This is a genomic window from Gilliamella sp. Bif1-4 (assembly GCF_001690535.1).
In the GTDB taxonomy this organism is placed as follows: domain Bacteria; phylum Pseudomonadota; class Gammaproteobacteria; order Enterobacterales; family Orbaceae; genus Gilliamella; species Gilliamella bombi.
This window is the reverse complement of record NZ_LZHC01000024.1, coordinates 19,370-37,339: the sequence shown is the minus strand read 5'-3', so window position 1 is coordinate 37,339 and position 17,970 is coordinate 19,370. Positions and strand designations below refer to the sequence as shown.

General features: G+C 37.2%; 13 protein-coding genes. 4 read left to right on the top strand and 9 right to left on the bottom strand.

The genetic code is table 11. The features are described 5' to 3' along the window. Window positions 1-411: 411 nt before the first annotated feature. From A9G25_RS02935 to sohB, 7 genes are all read right to left on the bottom strand, one after another. Window positions 412-627, bottom strand: a complete 216-nt coding sequence (locus tag A9G25_RS02935) for a hypothetical protein (protein ID WP_065625667.1) — start codon at window positions 625-627, stop codon at window positions 412-414. 370 nt (window positions 628-997) lie between these two features. Next, window positions 998-1,360, bottom strand: a complete 363-nt coding sequence (locus A9G25_RS02925) for a hypothetical protein (protein WP_065625665.1) — start codon at window positions 1,358-1,360, stop codon at window positions 998-1,000. Window positions 1,361-1,553: 193 nt separating this feature from the next. After that, on the bottom strand, window positions 1,554-2,843 hold the full coding sequence (purD, locus tag A9G25_RS02920; RefSeq protein WP_065625664.1) for a phosphoribosylamine--glycine ligase: 1,290 nt from the start codon (window positions 2,841-2,843) through the stop codon (window positions 1,554-1,556). Between the two features lie 85 nt (window positions 2,844-2,928). Beyond that, window positions 2,929-4,521 carry a bifunctional phosphoribosylaminoimidazolecarboxamide formyltransferase/IMP cyclohydrolase gene (gene purH, locus A9G25_RS02915; protein WP_065625663.1) on the bottom strand — a complete coding sequence of 531 codons (1,593 nt, stop codon included), beginning with the start codon at window positions 4,519-4,521 and terminating at the stop codon, window positions 2,929-2,931. 463 nt (window positions 4,522-4,984) lie between these two features. Beyond that, window positions 4,985-6,577 (bottom strand): bifunctional aspartate transaminase/aspartate 4-decarboxylase, encoded by a 1,593-nt coding sequence (locus A9G25_RS02910; RefSeq protein ID WP_065625662.1) that lies wholly within the window; start codon window positions 6,575-6,577, stop codon window positions 4,985-4,987. Between the two features lie 29 nt (window positions 6,578-6,606). Further along, on the bottom strand, window positions 6,607-8,307 hold the full coding sequence (gene aspT / locus A9G25_RS02905; RefSeq protein ID WP_065625661.1) for an aspartate-alanine antiporter: 1,701 nt from the start codon (window positions 8,305-8,307) through the stop codon (window positions 6,607-6,609). 264 nt (window positions 8,308-8,571) lie between these two features. Further along, window positions 8,572-9,687, bottom strand: a complete 1,116-nt coding sequence (sohB, locus tag A9G25_RS02900) for a protease SohB (RefSeq protein ID WP_065625660.1) — start codon at window positions 9,685-9,687, stop codon at window positions 8,572-8,574. 167 nt (window positions 9,688-9,854) lie between these two features. On the opposite strand from sohB, the gene A9G25_RS02895 reads away from it, so the two are divergent. After that, on the top strand, window positions 9,855-11,555 hold the full coding sequence (locus A9G25_RS02895; protein WP_218057523.1) for a formate--tetrahydrofolate ligase: 1,701 nt from the start codon (window positions 9,855-9,857) through the stop codon (window positions 11,553-11,555). Next, window positions 11,555-11,971 (top strand): RnfABCDGE type electron transport complex subunit B, encoded by a 417-nt coding sequence (locus tag A9G25_RS02890; protein ID WP_051634234.1) that lies wholly within the window; start codon window positions 11,555-11,557, stop codon window positions 11,969-11,971. Before A9G25_RS02895 ends, A9G25_RS02890 begins: the two co-directional genes overlap by 1 nt. Window positions 11,972-12,005: 34 nt before the next feature. Here the strand turns inward: A9G25_RS02890 and typA are convergent, their stop codons facing one another. After that, window positions 12,006-13,832 carry a ribosome-dependent GTPase TypA gene (gene typA / locus A9G25_RS02885; RefSeq protein ID WP_065625658.1) on the bottom strand — a complete coding sequence of 609 codons (1,827 nt, stop codon included), beginning with the start codon at window positions 13,830-13,832 and terminating at the stop codon, window positions 12,006-12,008. 165 nt (window positions 13,833-13,997) lie between these two features. Further along, complete coding sequence (gene hemG, locus A9G25_RS02880; protein WP_081297125.1) at window positions 13,998-14,531, bottom strand: menaquinone-dependent protoporphyrinogen IX dehydrogenase; 534 nt, start codon at window positions 14,529-14,531, stop codon at window positions 13,998-14,000. Between the two features lie 139 nt (window positions 14,532-14,670). Here hemG and glmU point away from each other — a divergent pair, with 139 nt between their 5' ends. Both glmU and glmS read left to right on the top strand, forming a co-directional pair. Then, a complete protein-coding gene (glmU, locus tag A9G25_RS12535) occupies window positions 14,671-16,056 on the top strand; it encodes a bifunctional UDP-N-acetylglucosamine diphosphorylase/glucosamine-1-phosphate N-acetyltransferase GlmU (RefSeq protein WP_141674982.1) in 1,386 nt (461 codons plus the stop codon). A gap of 3 nt (window positions 16,057-16,059) precedes the next feature. Further along, on the top strand, window positions 16,060-17,892 hold the full coding sequence (glmS, locus tag A9G25_RS12530; protein ID WP_065625657.1) for a glutamine--fructose-6-phosphate transaminase (isomerizing): 1,833 nt from the start codon (window positions 16,060-16,062) through the stop codon (window positions 17,890-17,892). Window positions 17,893-17,970: the final 78 nt, after the last annotated feature.

Genomic DNA, 17,970 nt, shown 5'->3' with positions numbered 1-17,970 from the left:
AACGTAAATAAACGTAAAAATGAAAACAATTTAGCTTTATAAATAGGTTAATTTTTTAATTAAAATTTTGTTGGGATTATTAATATCTGCGACCACGTTCTCATCAAACCTCCCATCTGGCGTACTAACTTTACTTAATTATCGGTGCATTTTAACACCATAATAAGCTAGATATATTGGCTTTACCATATTGTGAGATTTCTTGATCTAAAATAGCTCAGATACACTATTGATTTTATTAACGTTTTAGCTTGAATTTTCAAACAAATCAAATACTTATAGGATACTTTTTTATTACATCCAGTTGGGATTTTTAAGCAAAGCTCTTTTATTATTTAATAACAGCCAGTTAATAACAAAAGCACAAGCTTTTAATTCGTATCGATCGGGAGCTGTTTTGGCTTTCAGTCATTAAAGCGCAAGGCTCACTGGCCTTGCCTGCTCAGAGACAGAAAACCTTTTATCTGCTCGATGAACAAACCACTGTCTCAACTCAAATCCATATTTGGCAACCACATTATCTAGACTATCCCTTCCCTCTAACTCGAACTTCCAAGGTAAATTTGGTGCTACTATTGGATTAGGATTATTTATCTGATTCCTTGTCTCTGGACCAGTTAATGTCACCCTTGTTACATATTTTGATGTATCAGAAATTCAGTTATCGCTGGAGCTTGGCTTAATCCATCTTACTGTTGCGGTTATTCCGCTATGCATAACTGGAGACCAACTTAACAGACTTGCATCAGCCCCCGTTGTCGGGAAATTAAGATTATAAAATAGTGGACTCGTAGATTGTGTTAAAAAACCTTTATCTAGATTCCAAATGTTAGCTGGGTCTGCAAAATCCCATCCATTAGAATTTTTACCAAAATTCAAATTAGGCCTTGTGTAACAGATTTTATTCGGTACATCAGGTTTAATGTGATAGGTTTCTGTCTTACTGCCATTACCCCACCATCTTGTCCATCATCATCACCCCAATTACCCTGTGCGACTAAATCGCTAGGTTCACAAAATTGGTTGATGTCGGTACCATCATGTCAATATTTTCAAAACTTTGATCTAATGCGGGTAACTCAATTGGATTTGTTGATGATGAAGAATTGTTTTGCGGTGTGAGTGTACGACCATCCGATAACCTAATACTTAATAAGTCATCTGTTGTAGTCACTTTGGTAGTACCCCCCTCAAAAGTTAAATAAGGTGCAGTACCATGAATAATACGTTTATAAGTCGTGGCCGATAATGCCTGCGATTCCAATGAATACGGCAATAATAATAGTAGTGTCAATGACAACGGAAATTTAGCAAGTGATTTCGATAAAAATTTTAAAGATAACTTTGATAAGATAAACAAGATTTGTGTAACACCACATCTAGCTTGGTTATTTAATAAATTTAAGACATTGGCTTGCCTCTGCTTGTGTCTAAAATGATACAGCACTTAGCGCTATCAAACACTCTACCTAAGGCAAAACATTCAGGTAGAGTATTGATTTTATTGAATTTTTTATTTATTGTTTTTTAATAAACCAATTTTTCATAAACGGTTATTTATTTTTTTCCCGCTCAATTGCACGGTAGCCAATATCATGGCGATAAAAACAACCATGCCAATAGATATCTTTGGCTTGCTGATAAGCACGTTGTTGAGCTTCAAGTACTGTGTTGCCAAGTGCGGTTACACATAATACCCGTCCACCGTTGGTGTAGACTCGCCCTTTTTCTAAACTAGTACCCGCATGGAAAATTTTGCAATCTTCGGTTGATTCTGCCGGTAGTCCAAGAATTACATCTTGGGTATGATATTCACCTGGGTAACCGCCTGCAGCTAGCACTACACCTAGTGCGGATCTTGGATCCCATTTTGATTTGACCGTATCTAATTTGCCTTCTACCGCCGCTAAGCAAAGTTTGACCAAATCTGATTGCATTCGCATCATTATCGGCTGTGTTTCGGGATCGCCAAATCGGCAGTTGAATTCAATAACTTTGGGATTGCCGTCTTTGTCAATCATTAAGCCAGCATATAAAAAGCCGACATAGACGTTACCTTCTTGCGCCATACCATTGACCGTTGGATAGATAATTTCATCCATTACCTTTGCAAAAACCGCATCAGTTACAACAGGAGCTGGCGAATACGCGCCCATGCCCCCCGTGTTTAAACCTATATCGCCGTCGCCAACACGTTTATGATCTTGGCTCGTTGCCATGGGCTCGACATTTTTGCCATCTACCATGACAATAAAGCTGGCTTCTTCCCCCTCGAGAAACTCTTCAATCACTACTCGGTGACCTGCATCACCAAAGGCATTTCCAGCTAACATATCACGAACGGCGTCTTCGGCCTCTTTTAGTGTCATGGCAACAATAACGCCTTTACCAGCCGCAAGTCCATCAGCTTTAATCACGATCGGTGCGCCCTTTTCACGGATATAAGCAATTGCTGGTTCAACTTCAGTAAAGTTTTGATATTCAGCTGTTGGAATTTTATGACGTGCTAAAAAATCTTTAGTAAAAGCTTTTGACCCTTCCAGTTGAGCGGCCGATTTTGTTGGACCGAAGATTTTTAATCCTGCTTTTTGGAAGCTATCAACAATGCCAATAACCAGTGGTGCTTCAGGACCAACAATGGTCAAATCCACTTGCTGTTGCTGGGCAAAGTTAAGCAGTCCACTCACATCGGTGGCTTTGATATTAATATTTTCTAAACTTGGTTCCAGCGCAGTACCAGCATTGCCAGGTGCAACAAAAACTTTAGAAACCAATGGAGATTGTGCTGCTTTCCAAGCAAGCGCATGTTCACGCCCACCATTACCAATTACTAATACTTTCATAAAAGATCCTTTTAAGATGCCTTTCATAATATAAAGATATATATAGATAACTAATTTTTAAAAAACTAACAAAGTGATCACACAATTAATGCCTAAAATGACGCATTTTAGTAAAGATCATCGCGATATTGTGCTCATTTGCGGCTTGGATCACTTCATCATCTCGAATCGAGCCACCGGGTTGAATCACACAAGTCACACCTGCGGCTGCAGCGGCATCGACGCCATCTCTAAATGGGAAAAACGCATCTGAAGCAACAACTGATCCAGCAACGTTTAAATTTTCATCTTTAGCTTTAATTCCCGCTATCTTAGCAGAGTAAACACGACTCATCTGCCCTGCTCCAATACCAATTGTCATATTATCTTTTGCATAGACAATGGCATTTGACTTAACAAATTTTGCCACTTTCCAACAAAATAGCGCATCTGAAAGCTCTTGAGCAGTTGGTTTACGTTTTGTTACTACTGTTAATTCATTTGGCGATATCATACCTAGATCACGATCTTGCACTAATAAACCGCCATTGACACGTTTAAAATCTAAACTTACTGATGCTGGTGTTGACCACTCACCACATTCAAGTACACGCACATTTTTTTTAGCTTGAGTAATGGTTAAAGCTTCTTGGCTAACTGATGGGGCAATAATTACTTCTACAAATTGTTTATCAACAATGGCTTTTGCGGTATCTACATCAAGTTGTCTATTAAAGGCTATAATGCCACCAAAAGCTGAAGTTGGATCAGTTTTAAAGGCTTTTTCATAAGCATGTAAAATATTATCACTAACCGCTACGCCACAAGGATTAGCATGTTTTACAATCACACACGCTGGCTCATCAAATGATTTTACACATTCAAGCGCAGCGTCGGTATCAGCAATATTGTTATAAGAAAGGGCTTTACCTTGCAATTGGTTTGCTGTTGCAATCGAGGCTTCTTTGACATCTTGCTCAACATAAAAAGCCGCTTGCTGATGTGCGTTTTCACCGTAACGCATATTCTGTTTTTTAATGAATTGTAGATTTAAAGTTCGAGGAAATTCGCCCGATGGTTGATTGGTTTCACCCATGTAAGGTGGCACAAATTGGCCAAAATAGTTGGCAATCATACCATCATATTTAGCCGTGTGTTCAAAGGCTTTAATTGCAAGGTTAAAACGATATTCAAATGAAAGGGAGTTTTGGCTACTATCCATCATATTGATGATATTTTCATAATCACCACAATCAACTACAATGGCAACATCTTTATGATTTTTGGCAGCAGATCGAACCATTGTCGGACCACCAATGTCAATGTTTTCAACCGCATCATCTAACGTACAATCTGGTTTAGCGACAGTTTGTGCAAAGGGGTAAAGATTAACAACCACCATATCAATCGGAGCAATTTGATGTTGTTGCATAATATCATCATCAATACCTCGTCGCCCTAAAATTGCCCCATGAATTTTAGGATGTAAGGTTTTAACTCGCCCGTCCATCATTTCAGGAAAACCAGTGTAATTTGATACTTCGATAACAGGTATTTGGTTTTCCATTAATAATTTTGCTGTCCCCCCAGTCGAAAGGAGTTCAACATTACGTTCTGATAAGGCTTTTGCAAATTCTAAAATACCGGTTTTGTCGGACACACTAAGTAAAGCACGATGGATAGGACGAAACTGCTGCATGAAAGGCTCCGAAATTGATATCTACAATCTAAGTATTGAGCCAACATTATATATAAAGTAAAGATAGAAGTTTAGTGTTAACTTATCAAAAACGCTCAAAGTAGTTGAATGATAATATTTGACTTTATTTCGGTTTTGACAAATCAGCTATATTTTATTCTTGACAAAATACCTAACACTTCCAACACGCTTTTTTGACGTGTTATGCTCGCTTATTTGTCGGCATATTTCGACGACGTATAAATGGTTATATTAACCTTTTAACGTTATAAAGATAGGTCTATTTTTCGTTTTACATAACTCAGGTAGTATATTTATTTTATATTTTTCCCAAAAGATAGATTGTCGTAATACTGTTACTTTTGGATACATCGGTAGTAGAAAATTTACAACATTTTGATTGAATAAAAACCCTAGACTAGCTAGGGTATTAATTAAGTTTATTGATTTAAATATTTAGCTATTAATTCTTCGTTTTATATTCAGCATAATATTCTTCTGCCAATTTACGCATTGATAATCCAATTGCGGCATATTGATATTCATTTAAGTTTGCTAACGATGCGCGAGCAGAAGGATGTTGTACAGCAAATCCCTTACCCGGTAATAGTACAACACCTGCTTCATCAGCAATTCTGAATAACATTTCAGATGGGTTTTTATTTTTTAGGATCCATTTAGCAAATTTATCGTCATATAATTCTCGGCAAATATGTTCAAGATCCACTAGAGTGTAATAATCTACACTGTTTTCATCGGTTTGATGTTTAAGACCTAAATGTTGATAAAGTGATGCTGCACGGCGTCGAATTAGCGATTTTAATGCTGTTTTATAGCTTTGATCGCTATCCATCATTTCACATAATGCAAATAATACCATTTGTACTTGCTGTGGTGTTGATAGTCCAGCAGTATGGTTTAATGCAACCGCACGACTATCGGCTACTAAGCGGTCTATAAATTTTAGATTTTCAGGGTCAGTAACAATTGAGCTATATCGTTTATTTAAGATCTGTTTGGTTTTGCTTGGTAACGCTTTAATGGCTTTATCTATTACATTATCATGTGCTGTTGCAATAACACCTAAACGCCAACCTGTAGCACCAAAATATTTAGAGAATGAATAAACTAAAATAGTATTTTGAGGGCAAATTGCAAATAAAGATTGGAAATCATCGGCAAATGTTCCATAAACATCATCAGTCAAAATGATCAATTCAGGACGTTTTTTAACAATCTCAGCAATGATTTTTAAACTTTTATCATCAATTTTAACTGATGGTGGATTTGAAGGATTAACAACAAAAAAGGCTTTAATTGATGGATCTTCTAATTTACGCAATTCTGACTCAGGATACTGCCAATTTGAGTTAGGATCAGAATTGATTAATACCTCAACTAACTGGTAATCGTTAAGTTCAGGAATTTCGAGATAAGGCGTGAATATAGGTGCGCCAATGGCAATTTTGTCACCTTTTTGGATTAATCCATTTTCTTTCATTGAGTTAAAAATATAAGCCATGGCAGCTGTGCCACCTTCAACAGCAAATAAATCGATATCATTACGATCCAGATATTGAGCACCCATTTGTTGTAAAACATATGCTTTAACCACATCTTCACTAAAATGTAGCATTCTATCTGGTACTGGATAATTACATCCTAAAATACCTTCTACCATTTCTTGTAAAAAGGCGTTTTCGTCAAGCCCTAGTTGATCACGAATATAAGAAAATGCCTTACCTAAAAAGGCAACACCAGGAGTGTTGTAATTTTGGCAAATAAAATGTTCAAAGCGTCCTGTTAGTCCTGCTTTAATTGGCATACCACCGATACCTTCATTTAAATATGAAAATGACATTTCGGATTCTTGGGTTGCAAATACACCTAATTGGAAAAAAGCTTGGCGAGGCCAAGTAGCAAGAAAGTTGGGATTGCCTCTACCTGCATTTAACATTACGCGATCGGTATGACTTTGTGCCAGTTTAATTAAGTTATCTTTTAATTCAAAAGGACTTAAATTAGCATATTGACTGTATTCTGTTTTGTTTTTCATACATTTGTATCCTTAATTTGATGGATCAATTAAACAAAAGCAACAACTAATGGTCCTAATAAAGTTAGGAAAACATTAGCTAAAGCATAAGTAATGGCAAAAGAGTTGGTTGGTGTTGAGTTACCGGCTTTATTTAGCACTTCACCAAAAGCAGGATTAGCGCTACGCGAACCCGCTAAAGCACCGGCAAACACCGCTACATTTTTATAGCCTAGTACATATTTACCAAAATAAATGGCAAGTAACATTGGCAATAAAGTAACAACAACACCAATTAAAAATAGGGATAAACCTTGTTCTTTAATCGTATTAATCGCTTGAAGACCAGAACTTAAACCAACTACCGCCACAAAACCTGCCAAGCCAAAATCTTTTAAAAGTTGCACAGCACCAGTTGGTATGTTACCGATAGTTTGATGAACAGATCGATACCAACCAAATAATAGACCTGATAAGAGTGCCCCTCCACCTGCACCTAATGTGATAGGAATGCCACTAACACGAATCACAATTAAGCCAATAATAAGACCAACAACAAGACCTAAACCATGAAATATCCAATCAGTTTTTTCACTTTTAGTGATTGGAGCACCAATTTTATCCACAACACGACGAAGATCACCATCAGCACCATAAATAGTAATAACATCACCAAGTTTTAAATTAATATCGTTATTAAGTGGAAGGGATTGTCCATCACGATGAATAGCCAAAAGGTATATTCCATGTTTTAATTTCATAACTTCGTCAGATTGAAGCACTTGAGTAAGATTTTGATCCACATAACGACTATTACGCATTTCAACATCTAGTTTGTTCATCACTACATCCATACCTGATGCTGAATTTACTTCGGTGCCAAGAAGATCTTGTGCTTTAATCATAGCGTCACGATGACCCACAACCAGAATGATATCTTTAGCCTTTAATACTGTGTCTGGTGTTGCTTCAATTATTTTATTACCACGTTTGATACGTTCAATACTGATACCATTTACAGTTTGTTCAATATGGGAAACAGTTTGGTTGATTTTATTGGTAATACGATACAAACGACCACTAATATCAGATAAAGCTAAATTTTGATCATTGCCCAATAAGAGCGAACCATGAAGCTGTTCTGCTTGTGCTTTAATTGCATCATCGCCAATATCTCTGCCCATTATTTTTGGTAGAATATTGACACACACTATAATGGCACCTAGTGAACCAAATATATAAGTCACTGCATAACCAATAGTGACATTAGCTTGCATTTTACTTAACTCTTCAGCACTTAATCCTAGCTGACTTAATGCATCAGAGGCTGTACCCATAATGGCAGATTGGGTCAATCCTCCTGCTGCTAAACCAGCGGCAAGGCCTTTGTCTAAATTGAATATTTTAGCTAAAACCACAACAGTCAAAAAGCTTGCGACAGCAATAAATAATGCTAAGAAGATTTCGCGTAATGTTTTCACGCCTAATGAGCGGAAAAACTGAGGACCACTTTCATAACCCACAGCATAAATAAATAGTGCAAAAAGAATCGATTTAACCCCAGCATCAATAGTAACGCCAAAAACACTTAAAGCAACAGCAACAAGTAACGAACCAGCAACACCACCGAGTTGGAATTTACCCATTCGAATGCCACCAATTAAATACCCTAAACTTAAAGATAGAAATAAAAGAATTTCGGGGGAGTGTTTAAGTCCATCTAAAATCCAATTTGAAAGCCATTGAAACATAGTAATTGTCCTTAAGCAAAAAATATAAAATAGTACAATTTAAAGAAAGCGCCTATCCATTAATTTTTATGGATTATTTGCATATTAAACCTATTTAGAATAATAGATATTCAGTTTTGGCAATTAATGCTATAGTTAAAAATTAACCAATGATTGGTATATTTTTATGCGAATAATCAAGGGTAAAGATTCTTTTTGGTTTCAATATCTTGTCGTGGCGACTAAATAGTATTAATAAGTTTTGACTAGATAAAAAACGAGCTATTACAGCCCGTTTTCTTGTCTGAAAAACAATCTTTCTACACTTTTTATCACGTTCTTTGAAATTCTTTCCGATAACTTTTGCCTACGTTGATAACATACTGAGATAATTTTATGTGTTTCTAAGTGAGATAAAATAAAGTCATCACTTGTACTGATTTCGTCAACTAAGCCTTTATTTTTAGCTTGTGTTGCAAACCAATGTTCTCCTGTTGCAACTTGTTCGATATCGACATTTGGGCGATACTCTTTAACAAAGTCTTTAAATAAAAGATGAGTTTCTTCTAATTCTTGTTTGAACTTTTGACGTCCTTCTTCGGTATTTTCACCAAACATCGTCAATGTACGCTTATACGCACCTGCCGTTTGTAATTCAATGTCTACATCATGTTTTTTGAGTAAGCGGTTAAAATTAGGGATCTGCGCAACCACACCAATTGAACCCACAATGGCAAATGGTGCTGCCACAATTTTGTTAGCGGTACACGCCATCATATATCCCCCACTCGCCGCAACTTTGTCAACCACTACAGTGAAAGGTATATCACGCTGTCTAAACCGTAATAATTGCGATGCAGCAAGACCATAACCGTGAACCACGCCACCTGGGCTTTCAAGCTTAATGACAACTTTATCTTCAGGCTTAATAACCGCTAATACAGCAGTGATTTCTTGGCGTAATTCTTCAACTTCGTGTGCATCCATGCTGCCATTGAAAGATAATACAAATAATTTAGGTTTAACTTGTTGGTTTGTATTACTTTCTACTGGTTTCGCTACATTATCTGAATCTGACGAAGTTTGTTCGGCAGATTTTTCTTGATTTTTAGCTTGTTTCTTTTTTTGTTTAGCTGCTAATTTCGCTTGCTTTCTCTCATTTTTTTTCTGTTTTTTAAGATCTTTCATAAACAGCTTAGCTTCTAACTCGTCCATGCTTGACATTAACATGTCGTCTTTGACTTGTTCATATTCTTGGCTAATATCTTTAACCGATAACCGCCCAGCCACCGTTGCAGACTTACGGCGTTGGCTTAATATAAAAACAAGTACAGCTAAAATTGCTATAACAACTGTTGCTGTTTCAGCTAAAAAAAGTGAATACTCAGAAAACCAATTCATTTAATTATTATCCTTTAATGAAATATATGTTGATTGAATGTATTTAGTAATTATAACAAGATAATTGCGAATTGTGCCGAAAAACAATAAAGATAAAATTGTCGCTTTATTCGACAAATCAAATTATTTATACTGATAACCCAAATTACTGTTAGATGAGAATTAATATGCCATTACATCCAATTACCGAAATAGCTAAACAATGCAACATTCCAGAAGAATTTGTCCTGCCTTACGGCAAGCATGTGGCAAAAGTTGATCTATCCATTCTTAAAACCAAACCAAACAAACCTAACGGTAAATTGGTATTAGTTACTGCTATCACACCGACACCACTTGGTGAGGGTAAAACAGTTAATACTATCGGGCTAAGTGAGGGCTTAAATTATATTGGTAAGTCAGCAATCGCTTGTATCCGTCAACCAAGTTTAGGTCCTGTGTTTGGTGTTAAAGGTGGCGCTGCTGGCGGTGGTAAAGCCGAAGTTTTGCCAATGGAAACATTAAATCTACACTTAACAGGTGACATTCATGCCATTACTGCCGCACATGATTTAGCTTCTGCCGCTTTAGATTCAAGGCTTTATCATGAAGAACGTTTAGGTGATGAATTTACCGCACAAACAGGTTTACCGCGTCTAAACATTGATGTAAATCGCATTGTATGGAAGAGAGTGATAGATCATAATGATCGTGCACTTCGTAAAATAACTGTCGGTGTTGGCGGTGGTGTTAATGGTATTACGCGCCAAGATGGATTTGAAATTACTGCAGCGTCAGAACTCATGGCAATTTTAGCCTTAGCATCAGATTTACAAGATATGCGTGCGCGCATTGGACGTATTATTTTAGCTTATAGTATCCAAGGTGAGGCGATCACCGCAGAACAACTTGAAGTTGCTGGCGCTATGACGGTATTACTTAAAAATGCGATTAATCCAAACCTGATGCAAACTGTTGAAAATACACCGGTACTTATTCATGCTGGGCCTTTTGCTAATATCGCTCATGGTAACTCATCTGTCATTGCCGATCGCATTGCTTTACAACTTGCTGATTATGTCGTGACTGAAGCAGGCTTTGGTTCGGATATGGGTATGGAAAAATTCTTTAATATCAAATATCGCCAAGCTGGTATTAAAGCTTCATGTGTAGTTCTTGTTGCAACAGTTCGTAGTTTAAAATCTAACAGTGGTAAATATAATATTAAACCAGGGCAAGCAATTCCAAAAGAAGTTTCAGAGTCAAACGTTGAATTACTTAAAATTGGTGCTGCCAATTTAGCATGGCATATCAACAATGCCAAAAGCTATGGATTACAAGTAATTGTCGCTATTAATCGCTTCCCACACGATAGTGAAGAAGAATTAGCATTTTTACAAAAATATGCGATTGAACATGGTGCATTTGCCTGTGAAGTGAGTGAAGTCTTCACTCAAGGCGGTAAAGGCGCTGAAAAATTAGCAAAACATGTTATTAAAGCATGTGATATGCCAAGTGAAATCAAATTGCCTTATCCTGATAATATGCCTCTCGCTGATAAGATTCAAACCATGGTAAAAAAATATGGTGCTAACAAGGCTAATTTATCAGCCACCGCACTGGAAAACATCAAAGAGATCGAAGAATTAAAACTGGATCATTTGCCACTTTGTATTGCTAAAACGCCAATGTCAATTAGTGCTGATGCAAACTTAAAAAATGTTCCTACCGATTTTGATGTCGATATCAGTCATTTAGCAATATCTGCCGGTGCTGGTTTTATTCGTGTTTATGCTGGTAATGTGATGACCATGCCAGGGCTAGGTACTAATCCTGCTTATAGACAAATCGATATTGACAAAGATGGTAATATTGTAGGTTTAAGTTAATGCAAGAAGTAATTATGCAAACCCAAGAACAATATAAAGCATTTATTGACGAAGAAAACTGTATTGGATGTGGCAAATGCATTCGTGTTTGCCCAACCGATGCTATAGTGGGCAGTAAGCAAGTATTACACACTATTTTGCCACAGTTATGTACCTCGTGTAGTAATTGTATTAATACCTGTCCAACAGACTGTATTACATTAAGCACTTTAGGCACTGTGTTAAGTGAATCAGAAGAGTTAGCGCTAACTGAGAAAAAGCAACAGCGATTAAATCACAACCAATTGGTGCCGCCAACAATTTTGTTTCCTCGGACCACACCGATGGCAAACAAAACTAGCACATCGATCGACCGAAAACAGTCTATCGCCGATGCCATTGCTAGAGTAAAAGCCAAAAAAAACCTCGCTAAATAGCGAGGTTTTCATATTACGATAGAACAAATATTAATTAGTCTTTGTTACCACTTCTAAATGCGCGTTTTCGGTCATTTTCCGTCAAATGACGTTTACGAAGACGGATAGATAACGGTGTTACTTCAACTAATTCATCATCGTCAATAAACTCTAACGCTTGTTCCAATGACATTTTAATTGGCGGTGAAAGTGTTGTTGCTTCGTCGGTACCTGATGCTCGCATATTAGTCAATTTTTTACCCGTTAAACAGTTAACAGTTAAATCGTTTGAACGAGTATGTATACCAATGATTTGCCCTTCATATACTTCAGCACCATGACCTAGGAATAACTTACCACGGTCTTGTAAACCATATAACGCATAAGCCAATGCTTTACCTGTACCGTTAGAAATCATTACGCCATTATTACGCTGGCCAATTTCGCCTGGGCGAATATCATCATAATGACTAAATGTAGAATAAAGTAAACCAGTACCTGAAGTCATAGTCATAAATTCAGTTCTGAAACCGATAAGTCCACGACTTGGAATTACGTAATCTAAACGTACGCGACCTTTACCATCTGGTAACATGTTTGTTAGATCACCTTTACGTAAACCAAGAGCTTCCATTACTGAACCTTGATGCTGTTCTTCAATATCAAGCGTAACTTGTTCAAATGGTTCTTGTTTTTTACCGTCAATTTCTCTAAAAATAACCTTAGGACGAGAAACACCTAGCTCATAACCTTCACGGCGCATATTTTCAATTAGTACTGATAAATGCAATTCACCACGACCAGATACTCTAAAAGCATCGGGATCTGGAGTTTCTTCAACGCGCAGCGCAACATTATGTACAAGCTCTTTATTTAAACGCTCAAGAATTTGTCGAGATGTTACATATTTACCTTCTTTACCAGCAAATGGTGAGCTATTAACATTAAAGAACATAGTTACTGTTGGTTCATCAACGGTTAATGCCGGCAGAGCTTCAACGCAACTGTTATCACAAATCGTGTCAGAGATACCGAGTTCACCAAGACCAGTTAATGCAATAATATCACCAGCTTCGGCAACTTCAGCTTCATAACGTTGCAGCCCTAAATGACCTAGCACTTGCCCTACTTTACCTGTACGTTTGTTACCTTCACTATCAACTATAGTCACTTGTTGATTAGGTTTAACACGACCACGTTTAATACGACCAATACCAATAACGCCAACATAATTATTATAATCAAGTTGAGAAATTTGCATTTGGAATGGACCATCTAAATCCACTTTTGGTGGTTCAACATGTTTAACAATCGCTTCAAATAGTGGCGTCATATCTTCAGCCATATTTTCATGATCTAAGCCCGCAATACCCATTAATGCAGAAGCATAAACAATAGGGAAATCTAGCTGTTCATCAGTAGCTCCTAAATTAACAAACAGATCAAACACTTGGTCAACCACCCAATCAGGGCGAGCTCCTGGTCGGTCTACTTTATTGATAACCACAATCGGTTTTAAACCATAAGCAAATGCTTTTTGCGTTACAAAACGTGTTTGAGGCATTGGTCCATCCATTGCATCAACGAGCAATAATACAGAATCAACCATAGACATAACACGTTCAACTTCACCACCAAAATCAGCATGTCCTGGGGTATCAACGATATTAATTCGGTAACCATTCCAATCAATAGCGGTATTTTTAGCTAAAATGGTAATACCACGCTCTTTTTCAAGCGCATTAGAGTCCATGATGCGTTCGTTATCTTCACCACGTAGATTATCTAGCGTACCTGACTGTTTTAATAACTTATCAACCAATGTTGTTTTACCATGGTCAACGTGAGCAATAATGGCAATATTTCTTAAATTTTCAATCACAATTAAAATTCCAATTAGGAGACAGATTCTATAGGCGCAGTATTGTACACCTTTTTAGCCGAAATGTTGATCTATATCACAAAGTTTCTTTAAAAGAAGTTGAACACTTGATATCTTTAGAAAAATATCAATTTATTTGTAAAAAAGTTTCAGGTAAATATACGTTTAAGTATAAAACTGTTCAGCAAATTCATCTACCTTTGCCCAATCTGTATATTCAATAACTGGTTTTGTTACATCAGTATCACCTTTTCCTAACCACATAATAAAGCGGATCATATTGCGATCAAACCAATTATATTGAGGATAATAAAGTGCACCAGCAAAAACAGCGGTAAAAGCTGGTTTCCATGCTATTTTAGCTAAAAACTTTTTGGTATATAAATTTGTTTCTGGTGTATTTTTATTGGGTTTTCTCGCAACCATATTTACCCCAAAAAATCCAGACTTCATACTATTTAATTGCTGATAATTTTTATCGATAAACGTTTTCATCACTTTGCTATAAAATCCATAACGAATCGAACTTCCCAATAAGGCTGCTTGGTATTGTGTCAGATCGATTTTAGTATCGGGTAACAGCTCAATAACATCACAATCACATCGACCATTAAGTCGTGTTTTTATGCGTTGCATAATCTTAAATGTCTGTTTTTCGTGTGTGGTATAGAGTAATAAAACTTTTATAGCGGAATTCATAACTTACTGCCTCTTTTGTTAAACTCTTTGGTAAATATCAATTTTACTTTTTTTATGATAAAAATTAAAAGATTGGGGATGATTTCATTAAAAATTTTGATTATAGTGTTACGCTAATTCAACCAGATCGGAACCAATTATGGCAATTTCACCACCAAAACTGAGTGCAATTATTTTGGCGGCAGGAAAAGGCACACGGATGCATTCCAACCTACCTAAAGTTTTACATAAAATTGGCGCCAAGCCGATGTTACAACATGTGATTGATACAGTTCAACAACTTAATACAAATAGCATCAATATTGTTTATGGGCATGGCAAACAACAGCTTGAAGATGCGCTTAAAGATCAACATGTGCAACTGATTTATCAAGCGGAACAACTCGGCACTGGTCACGCTGTTCAACAAGCTATCCCTTACATTCAAGATGACGAAGATATGTTGATTCTTTATGGGGATACGCCATTAATTTCGGTTGAAACATTAAAAAATTTAATCACTAGTAAAACAGATCACGGCATTGCATTATTAACAGTAACGTTAGATGATCCAACAGGGTATGGACGAATCGAACGTAAAAATGGCAAAGTTATCGCCATTGTTGAGCAGAAAGATGCATCTCTTGAGCAACAAAAAATCAAAGAAATTAACACTGGCATTATGCTTGTTACTGGTAAATTACTCAAAGATTGGTTATCTCGTTTAACTAATAATAATGCACAAAAAGAGTATTACTTAACGGATATTATTGCTTTTGCTTATCAAGATGGTTATGACATTAAAACATCCCAACCTACGCAACAATTTGAAGTTGAAGGTGTTAATAATCGCCTACAATTGGCAATATTAGAACGACAATATCAACACCAGCAAGCTCAAAATTTATTACTAGCTGGTGTCACCCTGCTTGATCCAAATCGCTTTGACTTACGAGGCACACTATCGCATGGTAAAGATGTTACGATTGATTGTAATGTAATTATTGAAGGAAATGTCAAACTAGGCAATAACGTATTTATTGGTGCAAGCTGTATCTTAAAAAATTGCTCAATTGATGATGATTCAACAGTCAGTCCGTATAGCATTATTGAAGATTCAACTATCGCTAAACAGTGCACTATCGGACCTTTCGCCCGTCTACGACCTGGTTCACAGCTTGATGAACAAGCCCATGTTGGCAACTTTGTTGAACTAAAAAAAGCACATCTTGGCCAGGCAAGCAAAGCCGGACACTTAAGTTATCTTGGCGATAGCGAAATTGGTAGTAACGTCAACATAGGCGCAGGCACCATCACCTGTAATTATGACGGTGCAAACAAATTTAAAACTATTATTGAAGATGATGTGTTTGTTGGTTCTGATACGCAATTAATTGCACCTGTAAAAGTGGGTAAAGGGGCAACTATTGCAGCAGGGACAACGGTTACCAATAATGTGAATGAGAACGAATTGGTCGTAAGCCGAGTAAAACAAAAACAACTTGCTGGTTGGAAACGACCAACAAAGCTAACTAACGAGGAATAAACTATGTGTGGAATTGTAGGTGCTATCGCCAAACGTGATGTTGCTGAAATATTATTAGAAGGTTTAAAACGATTAGAATATCGTGGTTATGACTCGGCAGGACTGGCAATTATTTCACCACAAGGTGAATTACAACGCGTTCGTCGTGTTGGCAAAGTACAAGCACTTAAAGATGCCATTGAACAGCATCCACTAGAAGGATCTACAGGAATTGCTCATACTCGCTGGGCAACTCATGGTGAACCAGCTGAACACAATGCTCATCCACATGTATCTGGTTTTATTGCCGTTGTGCATAATGGAATTATCGAAAATTTTGAACCACTGCGTGAAAAGCTGATCGCCAAAGGTTATCAATTTCGTTCAGAAACGGATACTGAAGTTATTGCCCACTTAATTCATAACATTATATCAACAGAAGATTGTTCCTTATTTGACGCTGTACAAAAAGCTATTCCACAACTACGAGGGGCTTACGGTACAGTCATTATGGACACTCGCAATCCAGATATACTGGTTGCGGCACGTTCAGGCAGTCCTTTAGTTATAGGTTGTGGCGTAGGTGAGAACTTTATCGCATCCGATCAATTAGCACTATTACCTGTCACTCGCCAATTCATCTATTTGGAAGAAGGTGATATCGCACTTATCACTCACCGTACGGTGTCAATCTTAGACAAAAATCATCAAGAAGTAGCAAGGCCATGTATAGAATCTGATGCAAAATATGATGCTGGCAGCAAAGCAGGCTACAGTCATTACATGCAAAAAGAGATCTACGAACAACCTAATGCAATAAAAAATACGCTTGAAGGCCGCATGGTACATGGTAAAGTTGATTTGTCCGAACTTGGTGATGAAGCCAAAGCCATCCTTAAACAGGTTGAGCATGTTCAAATTGTTGCCTGTGGTACTGCTTATAATGCAGGTATGGTTGCACGTTATTGGTTTGAAGCTTTAGCAGGAATTCCTTGTGATGTCGAGATTGCATCAGAATTCCGTTATCGAAATCCAGCTCGTCGCAAAAATAGCTTATTTATCACCCTTTCACAATCCGGTGAAACGGCTGACACACTCGCTGCATTGCGATTAGCCAAAGAAAATAATTACCTAAGCACCCTTGCTATCTGTAATGCGGCTGCCTCAACACTAGTGCGCGAAGCAGATTTAGTTCTATTAACCAAGGCGGGGGTTGAAATCGGTGTTGCGTCAACTAAAGCCTTTACCACACAATTAACGGTTTTATTGCTACTAGTTGCTAAATTAGGGCGCATAAATAATATGGCTGAAAGTACTGAGCAGGCTATTGTGCATGCGCTACAAGTCCTACCAAACCGCATTGAGCAAGTGCTCACGGCAGAACCTCAAATTAAAAAACTAGCTAGTCATTTTGTTGATAAACATCATGCGCTATTCTTAGGTCGAGGTGATGAGTATCCAATCGCTATGGAAGCTTCGCTAAAACTCAAAGAAATATCTTATATTCACGCCGAAGCCTATGCAGCTGGTGAACTCAAACATGGTCCACTTGCATTAATTGATGCGGATATGCCGGTGATTGTTATGGCACCAACCAACGAAATGCTAGAAAAACTAAAATCCAATATTGAAGAAGTTCGAGCGCGTGGTGGTCAACTATATGTTTTTGCTCAAGAAGATTCGGAATTTGTTAGTGATGACACCATGCACATTATAAACCTACCCCATATTGAAGAACTTACTGCACCAATATATTACACAGTACCTACACAACTACTGGCGTATCATGTTGCTTTAATCAAAGGCACTGATGTCGATCAACCTCGTAATTTGGCAAAATCGGTTACCGTGGAATAAGTTTGGCTTTATAAGCTACAAAGGCTCATTATTGGTTTTGATATAAGATAGCAAAACCAATGATCCGTGAAAAAACAC